Source organism: Streptomyces sp. H27-D2, from assembly GCF_035828615.1.
Classification (GTDB): Bacteria; Actinomycetota; Actinomycetes; order Streptomycetales; family Streptomycetaceae; genus Streptomyces.
The window spans coordinates 1-16,144 of sequence record NZ_JAYMZR010000055.1 but is presented as its reverse complement, the minus strand read 5'-3'; the positions used below and the strand labels follow the sequence as shown (position 1 = coordinate 16,144).

Here is a 16,144-nt window from a genome sequence, read left to right as displayed (position 1 = left end):
CTGTCGGCCGGGCGTTTCGCCGCCCGGCCACGCGCTCGCCAGGCTGCTCCGCTCAGCGACTGCTTCACGCGGCGACTGGCTCACCCAGCGACTGCTTCGCCCGGCGACTGGCTCACCCGGCGATCAGCCCGCTACTTCAACCCCAGCACCAGCGCGTCCGGCACCGACCGCCAGATCGCCCGCGCCTCGCCGAAGCCGCCCGCGCGCAGCACGTCCGTGTGCCACTCGGCGGGGTGTGGTTCGCCGTCGGCGTGCGAGCCGAAGATCTCGAAGCGGCGGGCGACCGGGCCGGCCAGCACGGGGTCGGCGCCCGCGGTCTGCCACCAGCTCTCCCAGTCCTGCACCCCCGCGGCCTTGGTGCGGCCCTGCCGGGCGTGCCGGAAGGCCCGCTCGGCGGCGCTGATGCGGGGCGTGCCGTCGTCCGGCATGTGGTCGGCGTTCATGAAGACGCCGCCGTCCCGCAGTACGCCCGGGAGCTGCCCGTAGAGCGTGCGCAGCACGTCCGTGGGCAGCCAGTGGAGTGCGGTGGCGGTGAGCACGGCGTCATACGCGCGGTGCGGGAGTTCTCCCGTCCAGCCGGGGTCCTGGAGGTCGGCGGTGACGAAGGTGACGCGCGGGTCGTCGGCGAAGTGGCCGCGGGCGATGGTGAGCAGCGCGGGATCGAGATCGACGCCGGTGCTCCGTGCGTTCGGGAACCGCCGGAGCAGCCGGTCCGTGATACTTCCCGTACCGCAGGCCAGATCCAACACCTCGGGTTCGGGGCCGACGAGCGCCTCGACCATGTCGAGCATGACCCGGAAGCGCTCCTCGCGGTCAGGGAGGTACCACTCCTGTTGCCGGTCCCAGCTGTCCTGCCAGCCGCGCCAGTCCACGCCGGCGGCCGTCCCGTCAACGCTGTCCACGTCCATCGCGTCCTTCGCACCCCGTGCCACGTCTGCTCCCGTTCCCGCTCTTGATCCCGCGCTCGCACTCCGCGCCCATGTCCACATCTACATCTACGTCCACATCCACGCCCGTATCCGCGTCCATGGCCACGACGCCCGCCCCGACCCGTAATACCCTCGAATAGCTGTCGGCCATTACCAACCCTAAAGCGCCTCCGTAAGGACTACAAGTGGAACTGGCCTATTACTCGGACTACGCCGTGCGACTGGTCAACACCGAGCAACCCGCTCGCGGCGAGGACACCCTCACCTCGGTCGACGCCGTACGCGGCCTCTTCGGCACCAGCCAGCAGGCGGCCCGCCGCGCGACGGACGCCGACGTGACCCGGCTGCGGGGCGTGCGCAGCCGGCTGCGCACGATCTTCGAGGCGGCCGACCGGGGCGACGAGGCGCTGGCCGTCGATCTGCTGAACGCGCTGCTGATGGAGTTCCCGGTCAGCCCGCAGATCTCGGGCCACACCGACCTCGCGGCCAAGGGCGACAAGGCCGACAAGGGCGGGCGGGGCCCGGACGCCGGGCCCCGCGGGCGGGCCGGGGACGCCGGGGCCCGCCCCGACTGGCACATGCACATCGCGGACCACCCGGCGAACGCCACCGCGGGCTACGCGGCGACGGCCTGCATGGGGCTCGCCTTCCACCTCACCGAACTGGGCGTCGACCGGCTCGGCATCTGCCAGGCGGCGCCGTGCCGCAACGCCTACCTCGACACCTCGACGAACCGCTCCCGCCGCTACTGCTCGGACCGCTGCGCGACCCGCGCCAACGTCGCCGCCTACCGGGCCCGCAAGCGCCTGGAGACCGAGCGGTCCACCCGCACCAGCCGCACCGACGAGACGGCCCAGGAAAGCAGCGCGGGCACCGAACGCTGAACGTCCGCCGGCGGCCGGAACCTGGCCCGCACCCTCCCCAGCACCAACTCCTCCGGCACCGCCCCGAACACCCGGCTGTCGCCCTCGGCGTACGGATTGTCGCCGAGCACCCACCAGCCGCCCTCGCGCCGTTCCACCAGCCGCTTGACGATCAGCAGATCCTGCTGCAACGGGTGGCGCAGCACGGCCACGTCCCCCGCGCGGACCGGCGCCCCGTAGTGGACCACCAGCTGGTCGCCGTGCAGCAGCGTGGGCGCCATCGACGGCCCGTGCACCTCGGCCATCCCGAACGGCGGCCCGACCGCGGCCCCTTGCCCCGGCCCTCGTCGCGGCCCTTGCTCCAACTCCTGCTCCAACCCCTGTCCATGCCCGCGCTCGCGGTCCCACTCCGGCATCCGGCACCTCCCGGTCCGTTCCTCCACCAGCCCTGGTTCCACACTGGACTTTTGTCCTAAGCCCATGGGGGCACTCGCGAAAAACGTCTTCTCACGGAGTAATGTCCCACCTGAGAAGACGATCACGAGGAAGGACAGCACTATGCTTTCCCGCCTGTTCGCCACCAAGGTGAAGGTCAGCGCCCACTGCGACCTTCCCTGCGGCGTGTACGACCCCGCCCAGGCCCGTATCGAGGCCGAGTCGGTCAAGGCAGTCCAGGAGAAGTACCAGGCCAACGAGGACCCGCACTTCCGGGCCCGCGTCGTGGTCATCAAGGAGCAGCGCGCGGAGCTCGCGAAGCACCACATCTCGGTGCTCTGGAGCGACTACTTCAAGCCGCCGCACTTCGAGAAGTACCCGCAGCTCCACCAGCTGGTCAACGACGCCCTCAAGGCCGCCAGCGCGGCCAAGGGCTCAACCGACCCGGCCACCGGCCAGAAGCTTCTGGATCTGGTTGCCGAGATCGACAAGATCTTCTGGGAGACGAAGAAGGCCTGATTTACGGCTAGGCCGTCTGACCTGCGGTTTCGTTGGTCATATCGCCTACCGGTCCGCACCCGGTCCGCAGGCCGCCGAGAACGGCGTCCATGACGGACCGGGTGCGGTCTTCTTCGCCCGGCCACAGGTGCGCGTAGATCCGCAGGGTGATGACTGCGGACGCATGGCCGAGGACCAGCTGGACCTGCTTGACGCTCGCCCCGCCGGCGATGAGCGCGGAGGCGTAGAAATGCCGTAGGTCGTGGGTCACCATGTGCGGCAGCTCGACGGGCTTGCGGCCCTCACGCCCGGCCGCCTCGTTCTCCGCCGCCTGGAGCGCTTTGCGGGCCCCATTCCACTCGGTTTTCCAACGGCGGTAGTTGAGCGGCTCCCCCTCCTCCATCGTGAACAGCCACTCCGTGGAGGGGCGCGCGGCGAGGTGCCCGAGGAGCGCGTCGGTGACTACCTCCCCGACCGGAACCGTCCGCCGGGACTTCGCGGTCTTCGGCGGGCCGACCTTCCCCGACTGGAGCCGCTGCCGCTCCACGCGAATGCTGCCGGCCTTGAAGTCGATGTCCGACACCTTCAGGCCCAGCAACTCACCTATGCGCAAGCCTGACCCGGCGAGCACGACGACGGCCGCGCGGATGTAGGGCGGCATCACGCGCGCCATGGCCTCGACCTGGGCGACGGTGGGCGGGGTGACCTCCTCGTCCGGAATGACCGGAAGGGTGATCCGGCGGCACGGGCTGGAGGCGATGACCTTGTCGTCCACGGCCGCCGTCATGACGCGCACGAGGACGTCGTGGACGTTCCGGACACTGCCCGGGCCGAGCTGGTCGGACAGGTGCTTGAACAGCACTTGTATGTCGTTGCGGCGTATCGCCGCCAGGGAGCGGGCACCCAGCGCCGGTACGAGGTGGAGCCGGAGCGCGTTGTCGGTGATGCGCTCACCCGCCTCGCTCGCGATGAGCGAGCCCTGCCACCTCTCGGCGTATTTCGCGAAGGTGATGCGACCGGCGCGCGGGTCGACGTACTGACCAGTGACCACGCTGGCTGTGACCTCGTCGAGCCAGCGCTGGGCGTCGAGCTTCCGGTCGAAGTGGCGAGCGTGCTCCTTGCCGTCGAGATCACGGTAGCGGGCGCGCCATTTGCCGTTGGGGCGCTTCTGTACGTTCGCCAAGTGGCTTCTCCTCTGTGCTGGTTGTCAGTAGTGGCCCCCGTCCTCGATGTCGCCGCTGAGGACGCGGGCGTCTCGCTCGTCCCCCATGAGGCGGAGGCATTGCTCGTGGATCGCCCGCGAGCTGTCCGGGTGGGCCTTGATGTGGCCGGCGACGGCGACCACGGCACGGTGCAGACGGTCGCGGGCGTCACGGGTTTCGTAGAACGCTTCGACGGCTTCCTGGACGAGCCGTCGGCTGTCGACGTCGAGCCCTTCGAGGGGCGGCGACATCAGCTCTTCGAGGGGGAGCTCGAAGACGCGGGAGAAGGCGAGCGCCTCGTCGAGGTTGATCCGGCGACGGGGTGAGCCGTTCTCGATGCGCCAGACGGCCGTCTGGTTCATCTTCACGCCGGCTCTGGTCACCCGTTCGGCCAGCTCGGTCGTGCTCCACCCTCTGACCTCGCGCTCCAGGGCCACGCGGCCCGCCACGTTGCCTTCGCTGTAGAGCAGCGGCACCTCGCCACCCTCGGCCTTCTCGCTTGCCATCGAACCTCCATCGCGACCGTCGCTATCCAAATTGAAACATGAGCTTCCCGGTTTGGCTAACCGCCGATCATGAGGTACTGATTATGCAGATCGAATCACTACCTAGCCGAATGGGAACGCATGCGATACCTGACCACCGCCGAGGTCGCCGAGCGCTACCGCACCGCCGAGAGCACCGTCCGCTACTGGCGGCAGCTCAAGAAGGGGCCGCGCGGCATCAAGGTCGGCAAGCGGGTGCTCTACCCCGAGGCCGAACTGCTGCGCTACGAGCGCGCGCTGATCGACGGCGGAGACGAGTGGGGCCTGGCCTCATGAGTCGCTGGCCCGCCCGGATACGGGAACGGCCCTCGGCGCGCCTACGCCGAGGGCCGGAGATCCCCTTGCACGTCGCCCATCCCTGAACGAACTGGTCGGGGGCGAGACCTTGCCCGTCTCGCCCCCACCCGAGAGGAACATCTATGAAGGTCCCTACGTCCCCCGCTACCTCGAAGGCATCCGGTGTTGCCTGGCCGCCGATCGCGGTCCCGGGCCAGGGTCTGCCTCGCGACCGGCAAGCACGCCCCGCCATCGGAGGCCCGACCGCCGGTGCTCCGCACCGGAGCTCGCGCGATTCGCGACCCGCCGAGGCCAGTGCCCCGACAACCGCGTCGGACAGCGCAGGCGATCCTGTTCCAGACGGACCAGAAGCCCAAGACGGCAGCGGGCCGGTAGGTGAAGGCAGCGCGCTGCTGGACGACCTCCGCACGGCGATCGGGCGGTACGTGGTGCTGCCGAGCGATGAAGCCCTGACCGCCGTCACCCTCTGGGTCGCGGCCTCCCACATCCAGCCCGGCCTCCAGCACGCGCCACGGCTGGCGGTGGTCGGGCCGACCAAGGGTTGCGGCAAGTCCCGTCTCCTGGACGTTCTCTACGAGACCGTCCACCAGCCGATGATGACGGTGAACACCTCCCCGGCGGTTGTCTTCCGCGTCATCGGCAAGAACCCGCCGACGCTGCTGGTGGACGAGGCCGACACCATCTTCGGTCCCAAAGCGGGCGACAAAGAGGACCTGCGCGGCCTGCTGAACGCCGGGCACCAGCGCAACCGGCCCGCCTGGCGGATCTCCGGGCCGGAGCACAAGCCGACCGCGTTCCCCACCTTCGCGATGGCGGCGCTGGCCGGTATCGGTGACCTGCCGGACACGATCATGGACAGGGCGATCGTCATCCGCATGCAGAAGCGCAAGCCGGGAGAGCGGATCACCCCGTTCCGCTCGCGGTACTCCGTGCCGGAACTGCACGCGCTTCGCGACCGGCTGGCCGACTGGCTGGTCCCGCTGCGCGGCACCGTCGCGGGCGCGGTGCCGAAGATGCCCGTCGAGGACCGCGCCGCCGACACATGGGAGCCGCTCGTCATCGTCGCCGACCTTGCCGGTGGGCACTGGCCCGCGCTGGCACGTGCCGCCTGTCTGGCGATGACGCGCAACGAGGTGGTCCAAGACGAGCAGACGACGCTGAAGACCCGGCTGCTGCGCGACATCCGCCGCGTCTTCGACCAGGAGGCCGGCAAGGAGGCTCTGCGCAGCCAGGACCTGCTCGCGGTCCTCATTCAGGACGCCGAGGCCCCGTGGGCGGAGTACGGCACGAAGGGGCTGAACGCGTACCACCTGGCGAATTTGCTGCGTGACTTCGGTATCAGTCCGGCCAACTACCGGTTCGAGAACGGCAGGCAGGCCAAGGCGTACGCCCGTAACCAGTTCGTGGACGCCTGGGCCCGCTACTGCCCTGACTTCGCCCCACCTGTACCCACCGCCGGGGCCCCGGCACGTCCGACCCAGGGCAGGCCGCCCGCCCCTCCGTCCGGGTCGCTTCCCACAGGCCCGCCCATCGGGCCCGCAGGCCCCAGGCCCGCTCGCTGACACCAGGTCCGTAGCAATCCGTCGCATCCGTCCCCGCGCAGGTGAGCGCGGGGACGGATCTCCTCGCCGTTACGGATCACTCCGTACCTGCGGCCCTCTCCGTACCTGTGCTGACCAGCCATGCGACGGATGCGACGGACGCGACGAGCCACCGCCCATACGACTGACGGAGCACCACCATGCCCGAATCGAACGCCGACGACACCATCTCCCACCGCCACAGGAAGCTGTTCAGGCTCCCCCGACGACCAGCAGCAAGCTGGAGCGAACGAGCCTCTAACGAGGCTTCGTCCGCGCTTGCCCCCGCCCCAGGGGTGGCGGAGGACAAGGCCGAGCGCCAGGGGGCGCCCGAGCCGGAGGAGGGAGTGGCCGGGGACTCTTGCCAGCCCGCAGCCGACCCCGTAGCTCCTCGCAATCCGCCGGCCGATGTCCCATCGCTCGTCGAGCGGCCGTCCTGGCGGGATCTCGACGCCCCAGTCCTGCCCGCGCAGTTGAACCGCAAGCGCACCGTGGAGAAGCGCGACCAGGAGAAGACCATCCGCTTCACGCGCACCGCGGTCCAGGTGATCAGCGCCGCCGCTCACCAGCGCGGTCAGAGGTTCGCCGGATTCGTCGGAGACGCGGCCCTGGCCGTTGCGCAGGGCAAGGCGGGAATGGTCGGCAGTCCGGAGGACGATCCTCTCCGCCCGCTGATCGAGACCGTCGAGGCGCACACCGTCGCGCTGAACCGCATCGGCGGCAACCTCAACCAGATCACAGCAGCCATCAACCGAGGAACCGTGCCCGAGCGCGCCGAGGCGGTTCTGGACCGCGTCGAGCGAGCAGCGCAGAACAGCTTCCACCTCATCGACCAGCTCTTGGCGGAAGGTACGGCTCATGGTTCCTGACGTCTCCACCGGCTCCGACAGCCGCGGACTGATCGCCTACCTCTTCGGCCCCGGCCGCCGCGACGAACACACCAACCCCCACATCGTCGCCGCCTGGGACATGAACGGCGCTCCAGACCCCGGCCGCGACCCGGCAGCCACCTACTCCCAGCTCGCCAAACGACTCGACCACCACGTCGACCTCCGCACCCGCGAACTGGGCGGCAAGAAGCCACCACAGCACGTCTGGCACTGCCCGGTCCGCACCGCCCCCGGCGACCGCTACCTCACCGACACCGAGTGGGCCGAAGTCGCCCGCCGCGTCCTGCACGCCACGGGCATCGCCCCCGACGGCGACGAGAAGGCATGCCGATGGATCGCGGTCCGCCACGCTGACGACCACATCCACATCATGGCCACCACCGTCCGCGCCGACGGACGCCGCCCGCGCACCCACCAGGACGGCCGGAGGGCCCAAGTCGAGTGCCGCAGGATCGAAGCCGAGTACGGCCTGCGCCGTCTGAAGTCCGGTGACCTCACGGCCCCCCGAACCCCCACCGGCGCCGAACGCGCCAAGGCCGAGCGCCAGGGCCAGACCGTGACGGCACGGCAGTGGCTGCGCGAGCGGGCCTACGCGGTCGCCGCCGCTGTACACACCGAGGCCGACTACTTCACCGTGCTGCAGTCCCTGGGCATCAAGGTCAAGACGCGCCTCGGCCCCGAGACTGGCGACGTGATCGGCTACAGCCTCGCCGCACCTGGCGACACCAACGCGGCGGGCGAACCTGTCTGGTACGGCGGCTCGAAGCTCGCCCCCGACCTCTCCATCAACCGCCTACGCGAACGCCTGCCCGACCAGGAGACAGCCGGCCGCCCCCGGTTCACGGCAGACCCCGCCGAGCCGTGGGACCACACCATCACTGCGATGCAGACGGCACACACCACCCTCGACTCCGACGACGATGCCACCGCCCAAGCCCACCTCGCCGCCTTCGGCGACGCCCTCTACAACATCGCCAGCGCCACACCCGGCCCACACCGCACAGAGCTACGCGCAGCCGCCTCGGCGTTCAACCGCGCCCGCCGCTCCGCCACTCGCGCCGACCACGACGCGGCCACCGCCCTGCGCCAAGCCGCCAAGGAGCTCGCTTACGCCTCCAACGAGCCCGGAGGACTCGCCATCGCCCTACTCTTCGCCGCCGTGCACCTGGCCCGCGCCGCCGCCAAATGGCACGAGCAGCGAGGCCACGAACAGCAGGCCGCAGCCGCCGACGAAGCCTTCCACCACCTCCAGGCGGGCTACGAGCAGGCCGCCGCACCCGTCCTAGCGGACCTGACGCGCCGCGCCCCACGAGCGGATACCGCCCGCCGCTTCGAGCAAGACCTCCGCGCGGCCCTTCCCGACCACGCCGACCGGATCCTCGCCGATCCCACTTGGACCGCCCTGACCACAACCCTCGCCCACGCCGAGACCGCCGGCCACAACCCTCGACGCCTCTTAGCCGAAGTGGGCACCCAGGGGGAACTCGACAGTGCCGAGCACCCCGCCGAGGTCCTGAACTGGCGCATAACCGCTCAGCCGAACCGGCGGACGCAAGCGGCTCGCAGCCGAAGCACCACCAGCGGGACACCGGCCATGCCCGCCACGCCACGCCATCCGGCTACGCCAGTGGCCACGAGGCTCGAGGAGCGCAGTCGGCACCGCTGACCCCGGATTCGCCCAGCCAGATTCCCGACGAAGGGTGCGGCCGGCGAAGGCTGGCACAGACCCTGGTGCGACACGTTCCCAAGGGAACACTTCCAGTGTTCCCTTGGGAACGCCCAACCCTGGGGAGACGGCGCTTTCCGTTCAGTTCCGGATGGCGTACCGGCGTTCTTTCAAATGGCCAGCCATCAAGGGACCCGTCGCATCGGTTAGTCGTTTCCTCCAGCGCCCAGCCCAAAGAACCGCTCGAAGAACTGTGTCAATGTTTCGATCACACGCTTCTTCTTGTCGCTGTGGCCGCCATCGCGACTGAAACGAGAGACGGGGGGAAGGATCTTCGTAATCTCCGTACCAGTCGTACGGATCTGCCCGTCACGGAACGCGGACTTGATGAACGCCCGGGTCTGCTCTGGCTGGAGTTTTTCCTCCTCGATGATCCGCGCGAGTTCAGTATCTCGCTTCGCCTCCACGTACGCCTGCCACTGTTCATCAACAGCGCCGCGCACAGACAGCGAGTTCACGAAATCTTCAACAAGGTCGCGCTTGCTCCGCAGGCTCGGGCTAGCGTCGACCGCACGCGAGATCTGGGCACGAATCTCCTTGTCCTCGCCGTCCCCACGCTCGGCCCGCATCTTCTCAACGAGCAGCAAAATGTAGTCGACGCCGATCTCGACCTGCTTGACCAGCTCGATCTCGAAGACGATATCCTCGTTGATGCGTTCCTTCTCCGCGGCGGTCTCCGCACGGAACTCGGCGTACAAGTCGAGGTAGACACTGCGGTAGTCCTGGTGCTGGCGCTCTGTCAACAGGTCCTGGCCAGCGAAGCCGTCGAACTCGGTCAGGATATTGTGCAGCCGCAGTACGGCACCAAAAAGGTTGATGAAGTCCTTCTGGGCCTGCTCCCCGATGATAGGAGTGCCAAGCGGGAAGGCGTGTAGCAGCTCGGTGACTTTCTCGGCGTACTCGCTGTAGTACTCGCTGTAGGACGGCACGATGACGATGCCCTTGGCGTCCTTGTTCCCGAACAGCTCGAGCGCCGCGTTCGTCTCCTCTTCAAGGTCACGGAAGACGACGATATTCCCGTGGCGCTTGACGGAGTTGAGGATCCGATTGGTGCGCGAGTATGCCTGGATCAAACCATGCATCTTCAGGTTCTTGTCGACGAACAGCGTGTTTAGCGTGGTCGCGTCGAAGCCGGTGAGGAACATGTTCACCACGATGACCAAGTCGATCTCGCGGTTCTTCATTCGCTGCGACAGGTCCTTGTAGTAGTTCTGGAACTTGTCGGCACTGGTGTCGTAGCTGGTGCCGAACATCGCGTTGTAGTCCCGGATCGCATCTTCCAGGAACGTGCGCGCGTCTCCGCTTAGTGCGTCGGTGTCAAACGCCTCGTCGTCAAGGATCCCGTCATCGGTGGCCTCGTTCGCACCGTACGAGAAGATGATGCCCACCTTCAGCCGCTGATCCGGGGTGAGCGCCTCCTGCTGGTGCTTGAACTGCAAGTAATAGCGCTGCGCTGCCTCAATTGAGGCGGTGGCGAGCAAGGCGTTGAAGCCGCGGACTCGCTTCTTCTCACGAAGTGCCTCTACCTGACGCCTCGTCCGGGTCGATTCCACAACATTGGCGACAACCGCGTGCTCATAGCTCGTCTGCCGCTTCGTCTTCTGGTCGAAGTGCTCCAGGATGTACTTTGTGATCTCGCGGAGTCGGCGCGCATCCAACAGAGCACGCTCCCGATCGATCGCCGAGACCTGCTTATCGTCTGGGTTGCCGACCTTGATCGTATTGATGTAGTCGATACGGAACGGCAGGACATTCCTGTCCGTAATCGCGTCTATGATCGTGTACGTGTGCAACTTGTCGCCGAAGGCCTGCTCAGTGGTCTTCAGCAACGGGTTCCCGCCGCTCGAGGAGTTGGGCGGGAAGATCGGGGTACCGGTGAAGCCGAACAGGTTGTACCGCTTGAAGGCTCGCGTGATGTCAGTGTGCATGTCGCCGAACTGCGACCGGTGACACTCGTCAAAGATGATCACGGAGTGGCCCGAAAACACCTCGTGTCCCCGGTTCGCCTTGATGAACGTCGACAGCTTCTGGATCGTCGTGATGATGATGCTTGCGTTCGGATCCTCCAGTTGCTTCTTCAAGATCGCCGTGGACGCGTTCGAGTTGGCGGCACCCTTCTCGAAGCGGTCATACTCGCGCATCGTCTGGTAGTCGAGGTCCTTGCGGTCGACGACGAACAACACTTTCGCGACATCGGGTAGTTTCGATGCCAGCTGCGCAGCCTTGAACGACGTCAGCGTCTTGCCTGACCCGGTCGTGTGCCAGACGTACCCACCCGCCTCGATGGTGCCAAGCATCTTGCGGTTCGTCGAGCACTCGATCTTCCGCAAGATCCGTTCCGTCGCCACGATCTGGTACGGCCGCATCACTAGCAGGTCATGGTCGGCTGTCAGCACGCAGTACTTCGTCAGCACGTTCAACAGCGAGTGCTTGGCGAAGAACGTCTTGACGAACGCGGTCAGCTCCGCGATCGGCTTGTTCTGCGCGTCCGCCCACCACGACGTGAACTCGAACGAGTTGCTCGACTTCTTGCCCTTGCCCGCGCCGACAGTTTTCTGGTTGTCCTTCAAGTGCTTCGAGCGGGTGCTGTTGGAGTAGTACTTCGTCAACGTGCCGTTGCTGATCACGAACAACTGCACATACTCGAACAACCCAGAGCCGGCCCAGAAGCTATCGCGCTGGTACCGGCTGATCTGGTTGAACGCCTCACGGACGTCCACCCCACGGCGCTTGAGCTCGATATGCACCATCGGCAGACCGTTGACTAGCACCGTCACGTCGTACCGGTTCGCGAAGCTCGCACCGCCCTCGCCCCGGTCTACCTCGTACTGGTTGATGACCTGCAGACGATTGTTGTGGACGTTCTTCTTGTCGATGAGAGTGATGTTCTTCGTCGAACCATCGTCACGCTTCAGAAGCTGAACGTGGTCATCCTGGACCCGCAGTGTCTTCTCCACGATGCCCTCGTTCTGTCCGGCGATCTTGGTGGAGAAGAACGACTCCCACTCAGAGTCCGAGAACGACACGTGGTTCAGTGTCTCAAGCTGGATCCGCAGGTTCGCGACCAGCTGCGCCTCCGATGTGATCGGGAGGTACTCATACGCCTGCGCCTCCAGCAGGCGGATCATCTCCCGCTCAAGCGCCGCCTCCGATTGGTATGTCGCGGCTCCAGAGGCATCGGGGACGTACTCAGCAACGACGGTACTTTCAGCCGAGACGGCGATCGGGTCGTACTTGCGCGCCTGCGCTTCCCTCATGCCGCAGCCTCCTTGAACGTCAAGAGCCGATCGCGGTAGTGCTCATACTGCTTGCGGCGAAACGAGATCTCAGCAGGTAGCCCGAAAATGATGTCGCCGACGAGAGCATCAAAATTGTCGAGCGTCTCGACGATCCTCTCCTGAACAGTGAGATTCGGGACTGGGATCTTGATATCGGCGAGCCCAGCCGCTGAGAGCCTCTTCACCTTGGCCCGCGACACATGGCGTTCCTTCTGGCGATGAAACTCTTTTGTCTGCACCGCATAAGCGACATACTTAGGGTTCAGTGGGGAGGTAAACACAAATGTATCGTCGTGCGTCGCCACTGGTTCGTTTCCGAGCCACGCGACAGCTTTACCTACGTCTTCAACCGTCTCACCAACGCCGGCGAATACTACGCTCCCGGGTTGCGCATATCGGAGTTGATCGTGAAGCTCAACGCGAACGTGCCTAACGGCCTCGTCAGCGGAGGTACCGTATTCGGTGTAAATTTCACCATAGTGGATACTCGGAATTCCAGAGTCGACCACGTCGTTCTTGGTAAAACGACGTCCACGCACAAAATCACCAACGTCACCTAGACGAAGATGCTCTGCCCCGACAGCCTCGCTCACCAGCTTGTCTCGGTAGAAAACATACTGGCGATGGCGTGCCTCCAGCTCCGACTTTAGCTCCGCCTTTAGCTCCGCCTCCAGCTCCGCGAACTGGTCCAACACCTTCACGATCTCCCGCTGCACCTCAAGAGGTGGGACCGGAATTTTCACCGTTGCGAGCTTATTTGCGGAAACGTCGATAACCTTGGTGCCGGTAGCGCGACGCTTTTTCTCATAATGGAATGCCGGGGATTGAAACCAGTAGGCAAGATACTTGGAGTCGATAGACGGCTTAATGACAGTTGCATGCCCCCCCGTTACAATGACCTCGCTACCGAGCCACGCAACAGCTTTACCCACGTCATCGAGATTCTCGCTAGTGTTAGTGATGATGAGATCACCAGGATTCACCTTCGCCAGTCTTGCAGCCTTCTCCTCGTGTACGTGCGAAATTACTTCAGTGGCCCAGGTGCCGTAATGTGTATAGATCTGACCATAGTGAATGCAGCCAACCCCTTCATCCGTGAAGTCCGATTTCGGCATTCCGTTACCGCGAACCAGTTCTGCAATCGTGCCAAGCTCCTTGAACTTGACCCCGTCCGGGCATAGCTCATGAAGCATTTCATCGATACTGCTCACGCGACGCTCCCTCCTGCGATCTCGCTAATGCTTTTGATATCCCAGCCCAACTCTTCGATCGCTCGCGCGTATTCGTTGTCGCGGCTTACTTCGTCAACGACACCTAGGACCAGCTGGAGGCAGGGCTTGTATTTCTGTAGCGCCTCCTCTTCGCTTGACTCACCATGGATAATATTGCTGAGTTCACGAAATAGCTGATATCCATCACTCGAGAAGCGCCGTGGAATGATATTGCGAACTTCATTCACTTTCTCTAGCACCAAAGCAAAGGGGAAATTTTTCCCGTTATTCTTCTTTGTCTCGATCTCGGCAATCTCGGCCACTTCAAACGTAACGAGCTCGAAGATCTTGCGAAGGTAGACGATCGATCCGGCACCAAGTTGGTTCTCATACGCGAGCTGCGCTCGCTTGACCAGATCCGAGAACGGCCCGCGATGACTGTCAACCCGGTCAGCGCGGTCGCGAAGGTTCTCTGTGTAGCGCTCGATACGCACTTCTGGTGCGGCACCAGAAATGTCACCATTGCTGCCGATGAGGAACCATATCTCCACGGATGACCGGCATTCGATGCATTGTAGTGTGGCGTCGATACTGATTTGATTTTCACCGAGACCCAAACACGACAGCTCCTCTCCAGACACGAAAGTTCGCTGAGCTTCACAGGTGCGGCAATGAAAATTGCGGAGGACCTTCCCTACTTTGATCCTCTTGTGCTTGCCCCACTTCAATGCGTGCCCATCGAGAAAACCATCCACTTGCATGGCTGCCACAGCGGGAGCGTCGGAGAGGAGTTTAGACAGGCGCATTTCCCCCCGCTTCCAGCTTGGAAACGATCGCGTCGATCGACGTGCGCAGCTCCGCCTGCCGCGCCACGATGCGGGCGATCTCGGCGTTCAACTCGACGATGTCGACCTCCGTGCGCGTGTCCTCCGACTCCACATAAGAGGACACAGCGATGTTGTAGTCGTTCGTCGCGATGTCCTCGATGCTGACGAGCGTGGTGAAGTGATCTTCCGGCTCACGCGTGGTGAACGCATTGAGGATCCTCGCCTGATGCTCCTTGAGCAGCTTATTCTTGTTGCCAACACGCTTGTACTCGGCTGAGGCATCGATAAAGAGCACATCGCTCGAGTTTTTCGACTTCTTCAGCACGAGGATGCACGTGGCGATCGTGGTTCCGAAGAACAGGTCGGCAGGCAACTGGATGACGGTGTCGACGTAGTTGTTGTCGATCAGGTACTTACGGATCTTCTTTTCCGTACCCCCGCGGTATAGCACCCCAGGGAACTCGACGATCGCGGCCGTGCCGTTGACAGCGAGCCAGCTGAGCATGTGCATCGTGAAGGCCAGGTCGGCCTTCGACTTCGGCGCCAGCACGCCCGCCGGCGCAAACCTCTCATCGTTGATCAGCAGCGGGTTCGCGTCACCTTCCCACCTGATCGAGTACGGCGGGTTGGAGACGATCGCCTCGAACGGTTCATCGTCCCAGTGCGCCGGGTCGATGAGAGTGTCGCCGTGCGCGAGATTGAAGTCGGAGTAGTTCACGTCATGTAGGAACATATTAATCCGGGCAAGGTTGTACGTGGTCAGGTTGATCTCCTGACCGTAGAAACCCCGGCGGACATTGTTCCTGCCGAGCACCTTGTCGAATTGCAACAGCAGCGAGCCCGACCCGACCGCCGGGTCATAGACCTTGTTAACCTGCTTCTTGCCGACGACTGTGATGCGCGCCAGCAGTTCCGATACCTCCTGCGGCGTGTAATACTCGCCACCGGACTTGCCCGCGTTGGCCGCGTACATCTGCATCAGGTATTCGTAGGCATCGCCGAACAGGTCGATCGAGTTGTCCTCAAACCGCCCCAGCGGCAGATCGCCGACGGCGTTGAGCAACTTCACAAGCTTCTGGTTGCGCTTGGTGACCGTTCCTCCGAGCTTGTTGCTGTTGACGTCAAGATCGTCAAACAGCCCCTTCAGATCGTCCTCGCTGTCGGTTCCCAGCGCCGAGCCCTCGATGTTCTTGAAGACCCGAGCGAGCGTTTCGTTGAGGTTTTCGTCCCGCGCGGCGCGCTCGCGGACATTGGCGAACAGTTCCGACGGCAGAATGTAGAAGCCCTTCTCTGCCACCACCTCGTCGCGAGCGAATTCGGCCTGCGCGTCGGGAAGCACCTTGTAGTCGAACGACTCATCTCCAGCTTCATGTTCGCCGCGGTTGATGTACGCCGTTAGGTTCTCGGAGATGAAGCGGTAGAAGAGCATGCCCAGCACGTAGGTCTTGAAGTCCCAGCCGTCGACGCTGCCGCGCAGGTCGTTCGCGATACGCCAGATCGTCTTGTGCAGCTCTGTCCGCTGGCCTTCTTTGGTGGTCGGTGCCATGTTGTAGCTGTTCTCCTCCGCGCCACGGCGCGATCACGTTGCTTCGAAGTGTGCAGCCAGGGTACCGGCGGCGGCACAGCCACGGTTGCTGTAGTTCCGATCATGACGCGTCCTGGCGTCGGTGACCTTGCTGGTGGCAGGGGGTGGTGTCCAGGGCTCAGCGTTTGCCTGAATCGCCCAGGTATAGACCCAATGCCGCGTAGTTAAGGCGGATCGGCGCAGGTCAAGGGGCTTGGTGCGGGGCAGTTGCTCGGGGCTGCATAGCGACCGCGTGCGGGTTTGGCGAGCAGACCGCGGCGGGCCCAGGTGGCGAGTTG

The 16,144-nt window shown here is 64.8% G+C and carries 14 protein-coding genes; 6 read left to right on the top strand and 8 right to left on the bottom strand.

Annotated features, from left to right (window positions below; translation table 11 throughout):
- Positions 1-131 precede the first annotated feature (131 nt).
- Entirely contained in the window at positions 132-908 is a 777-nt protein-coding gene (locus QMK28_RS20855) for a class I SAM-dependent methyltransferase (protein WP_326440212.1), read from the bottom strand.
- Positions 909-1,114: 206 nt separating this feature from the next.
- Between QMK28_RS20855 and QMK28_RS20850 the strand changes: the two genes are divergently transcribed.
- Positions 1,115-1,813: a CGNR zinc finger domain-containing protein gene (locus tag QMK28_RS20850; RefSeq protein WP_326440162.1), complete on the top strand. Its 699-nt coding sequence runs from the start codon at positions 1,115-1,117 to the stop codon at positions 1,811-1,813.
- On the opposite strand, the gene sodX is transcribed toward QMK28_RS20850, so the two are convergent.
- On the bottom strand, positions 1,717-2,208 hold the full coding sequence (sodX, locus tag QMK28_RS20845; RefSeq protein WP_443050781.1) for a nickel-type superoxide dismutase maturation protease: 492 nt from the start codon (positions 2,206-2,208) through the stop codon (positions 1,717-1,719). The genes QMK28_RS20850 and sodX overlap by 97 nt on opposite strands.
- Before the next feature lie 142 nt (positions 2,209-2,350).
- On the opposite strand from sodX, the gene sodN reads away from it, so the two are divergent.
- A complete protein-coding gene (gene sodN, locus QMK28_RS20840; RefSeq protein WP_326440160.1) occupies positions 2,351-2,746 on the top strand; it encodes a superoxide dismutase, Ni in 396 nt (131 codons plus the stop codon).
- A 7-nt stretch (positions 2,747-2,753) separates the two neighbouring features.
- On the opposite strand, the gene QMK28_RS20835 is transcribed toward sodN, so the two are convergent.
- Complete coding sequence (locus QMK28_RS20835; RefSeq protein ID WP_326440158.1) at positions 2,754-3,908, bottom strand: tyrosine-type recombinase/integrase; 1,155 nt, start codon at positions 3,906-3,908, stop codon at positions 2,754-2,756.
- 24 nt (positions 3,909-3,932) lie between these two features.
- Complete coding sequence (locus QMK28_RS20830) at positions 3,933-4,433, bottom strand: helix-turn-helix transcriptional regulator (RefSeq protein ID WP_100561490.1); 501 nt, start codon at positions 4,431-4,433, stop codon at positions 3,933-3,935.
- A gap of 120 nt (positions 4,434-4,553) precedes the next feature.
- Here QMK28_RS20830 and QMK28_RS20825 point away from each other — a divergent pair, with 120 nt between their 5' ends.
- From QMK28_RS20825 to QMK28_RS20810, 4 genes are all read left to right on the top strand, one after another.
- On the top strand, positions 4,554-4,748 hold the full coding sequence (locus QMK28_RS20825; protein WP_030628141.1) for a helix-turn-helix transcriptional regulator: 195 nt from the start codon (positions 4,554-4,556) through the stop codon (positions 4,746-4,748).
- A gap of 143 nt (positions 4,749-4,891) precedes the next feature.
- Positions 4,892-6,331: a DUF3631 domain-containing protein gene (locus QMK28_RS20820; protein WP_326440153.1), complete on the top strand. Its 1,440-nt coding sequence runs from the start codon at positions 4,892-4,894 to the stop codon at positions 6,329-6,331.
- Positions 6,332-6,645: 314 nt separating this feature from the next.
- Positions 6,646-7,218: a hypothetical protein gene (locus QMK28_RS20815; RefSeq protein ID WP_326440210.1), complete on the top strand. Its 573-nt coding sequence runs from the start codon at positions 6,646-6,648 to the stop codon at positions 7,216-7,218.
- Entirely contained in the window at positions 7,208-8,905 is a 1,698-nt protein-coding gene (locus QMK28_RS20810; protein WP_326440151.1) for a relaxase/mobilization nuclease domain-containing protein, read from the top strand. The genes QMK28_RS20815 and QMK28_RS20810 overlap by 11 nt, the downstream gene beginning before the upstream one ends.
- Before the next feature lie 206 nt (positions 8,906-9,111).
- On the opposite strand, the gene QMK28_RS20805 is transcribed toward QMK28_RS20810, so the two are convergent.
- The 4 genes from QMK28_RS20805 to QMK28_RS20790 are packed head-to-tail and all read right to left on the bottom strand — an operon-like array spanning position 9,112 to position 15,827.
- Positions 9,112-12,222: a type I restriction endonuclease subunit R gene (locus QMK28_RS20805; protein WP_326440149.1), complete on the bottom strand. Its 3,111-nt coding sequence runs from the start codon at positions 12,220-12,222 to the stop codon at positions 9,112-9,114.
- Positions 12,219-13,454, bottom strand: coding sequence for a restriction endonuclease subunit S (locus QMK28_RS20800; protein WP_326440147.1), 1,236 nt, complete (start codon positions 13,452-13,454; stop codon positions 12,219-12,221). Before QMK28_RS20800 ends, QMK28_RS20805 begins: the two co-directional genes overlap by 4 nt.
- The gene (locus QMK28_RS20795) at positions 13,451-14,224 is read right to left on the bottom strand and encodes a hypothetical protein (RefSeq protein ID WP_326440145.1); all 774 of its coding nucleotides are present in this window, start codon (positions 14,222-14,224) and stop codon (positions 13,451-13,453) included. The genes QMK28_RS20800 and QMK28_RS20795 overlap by 4 nt, the downstream gene beginning before the upstream one ends.
- Before the next feature lie 22 nt (positions 14,225-14,246).
- A complete protein-coding gene (locus tag QMK28_RS20790) occupies positions 14,247-15,827 on the bottom strand; it encodes a type I restriction-modification system subunit M (RefSeq protein WP_326440143.1) in 1,581 nt (526 codons plus the stop codon).
- Positions 15,828-16,144: the final 317 nt, after the last annotated feature.

What these genes read in the sequence shown, in the direction of transcription:
- QMK28_RS20855 (WP_326440212.1), bottom strand. Translation starts at nt 908, where the DNA reads ATGGACGTGGACAGCGTTGACGGGACGGCCGCCGGCGTGGACTGGCGC.
- sodN (WP_326440160.1), top strand. Translation starts at nt 2,351, where the DNA reads ATGCTTTCCCGCCTGTTCGCCACCAAGGTGAAGGTCAGCGCCCACTGC.
- QMK28_RS20810 (WP_326440151.1), top strand. Translation starts at nt 7,208, where the DNA reads ATGGTTCCTGACGTCTCCACCGGCTCCGACAGCCGCGGACTGATCGCC.
- QMK28_RS20825 (WP_030628141.1), top strand. Translation starts at nt 4,554, where the DNA reads ATGCGATACCTGACCACCGCCGAGGTCGCCGAGCGCTACCGCACCGCC.
- QMK28_RS20830 (WP_100561490.1), bottom strand. Translation starts at nt 4,433, where the DNA reads ATGGCAAGCGAGAAGGCCGAGGGTGGCGAGGTGCCGCTGCTCTACAGC.
- QMK28_RS20790 (WP_326440143.1), bottom strand. Translation starts at nt 15,827, where the DNA reads ATGGCACCGACCACCAAAGAAGGCCAGCGGACAGAGCTGCACAAGACG.
- QMK28_RS20805 (WP_326440149.1), bottom strand. Translation starts at nt 12,222, where the DNA reads ATGAGGGAAGCGCAGGCGCGCAAGTACGACCCGATCGCCGTCTCGGCT.
- sodX (WP_443050781.1), bottom strand. Translation starts at nt 2,208, where the DNA reads ATGCCGGAGTGGGACCGCGAGCGCGGGCATGGACAGGGGTTGGAGCAG.
- QMK28_RS20820 (WP_326440153.1), top strand. Translation starts at nt 4,892, where the DNA reads ATGAAGGTCCCTACGTCCCCCGCTACCTCGAAGGCATCCGGTGTTGCC.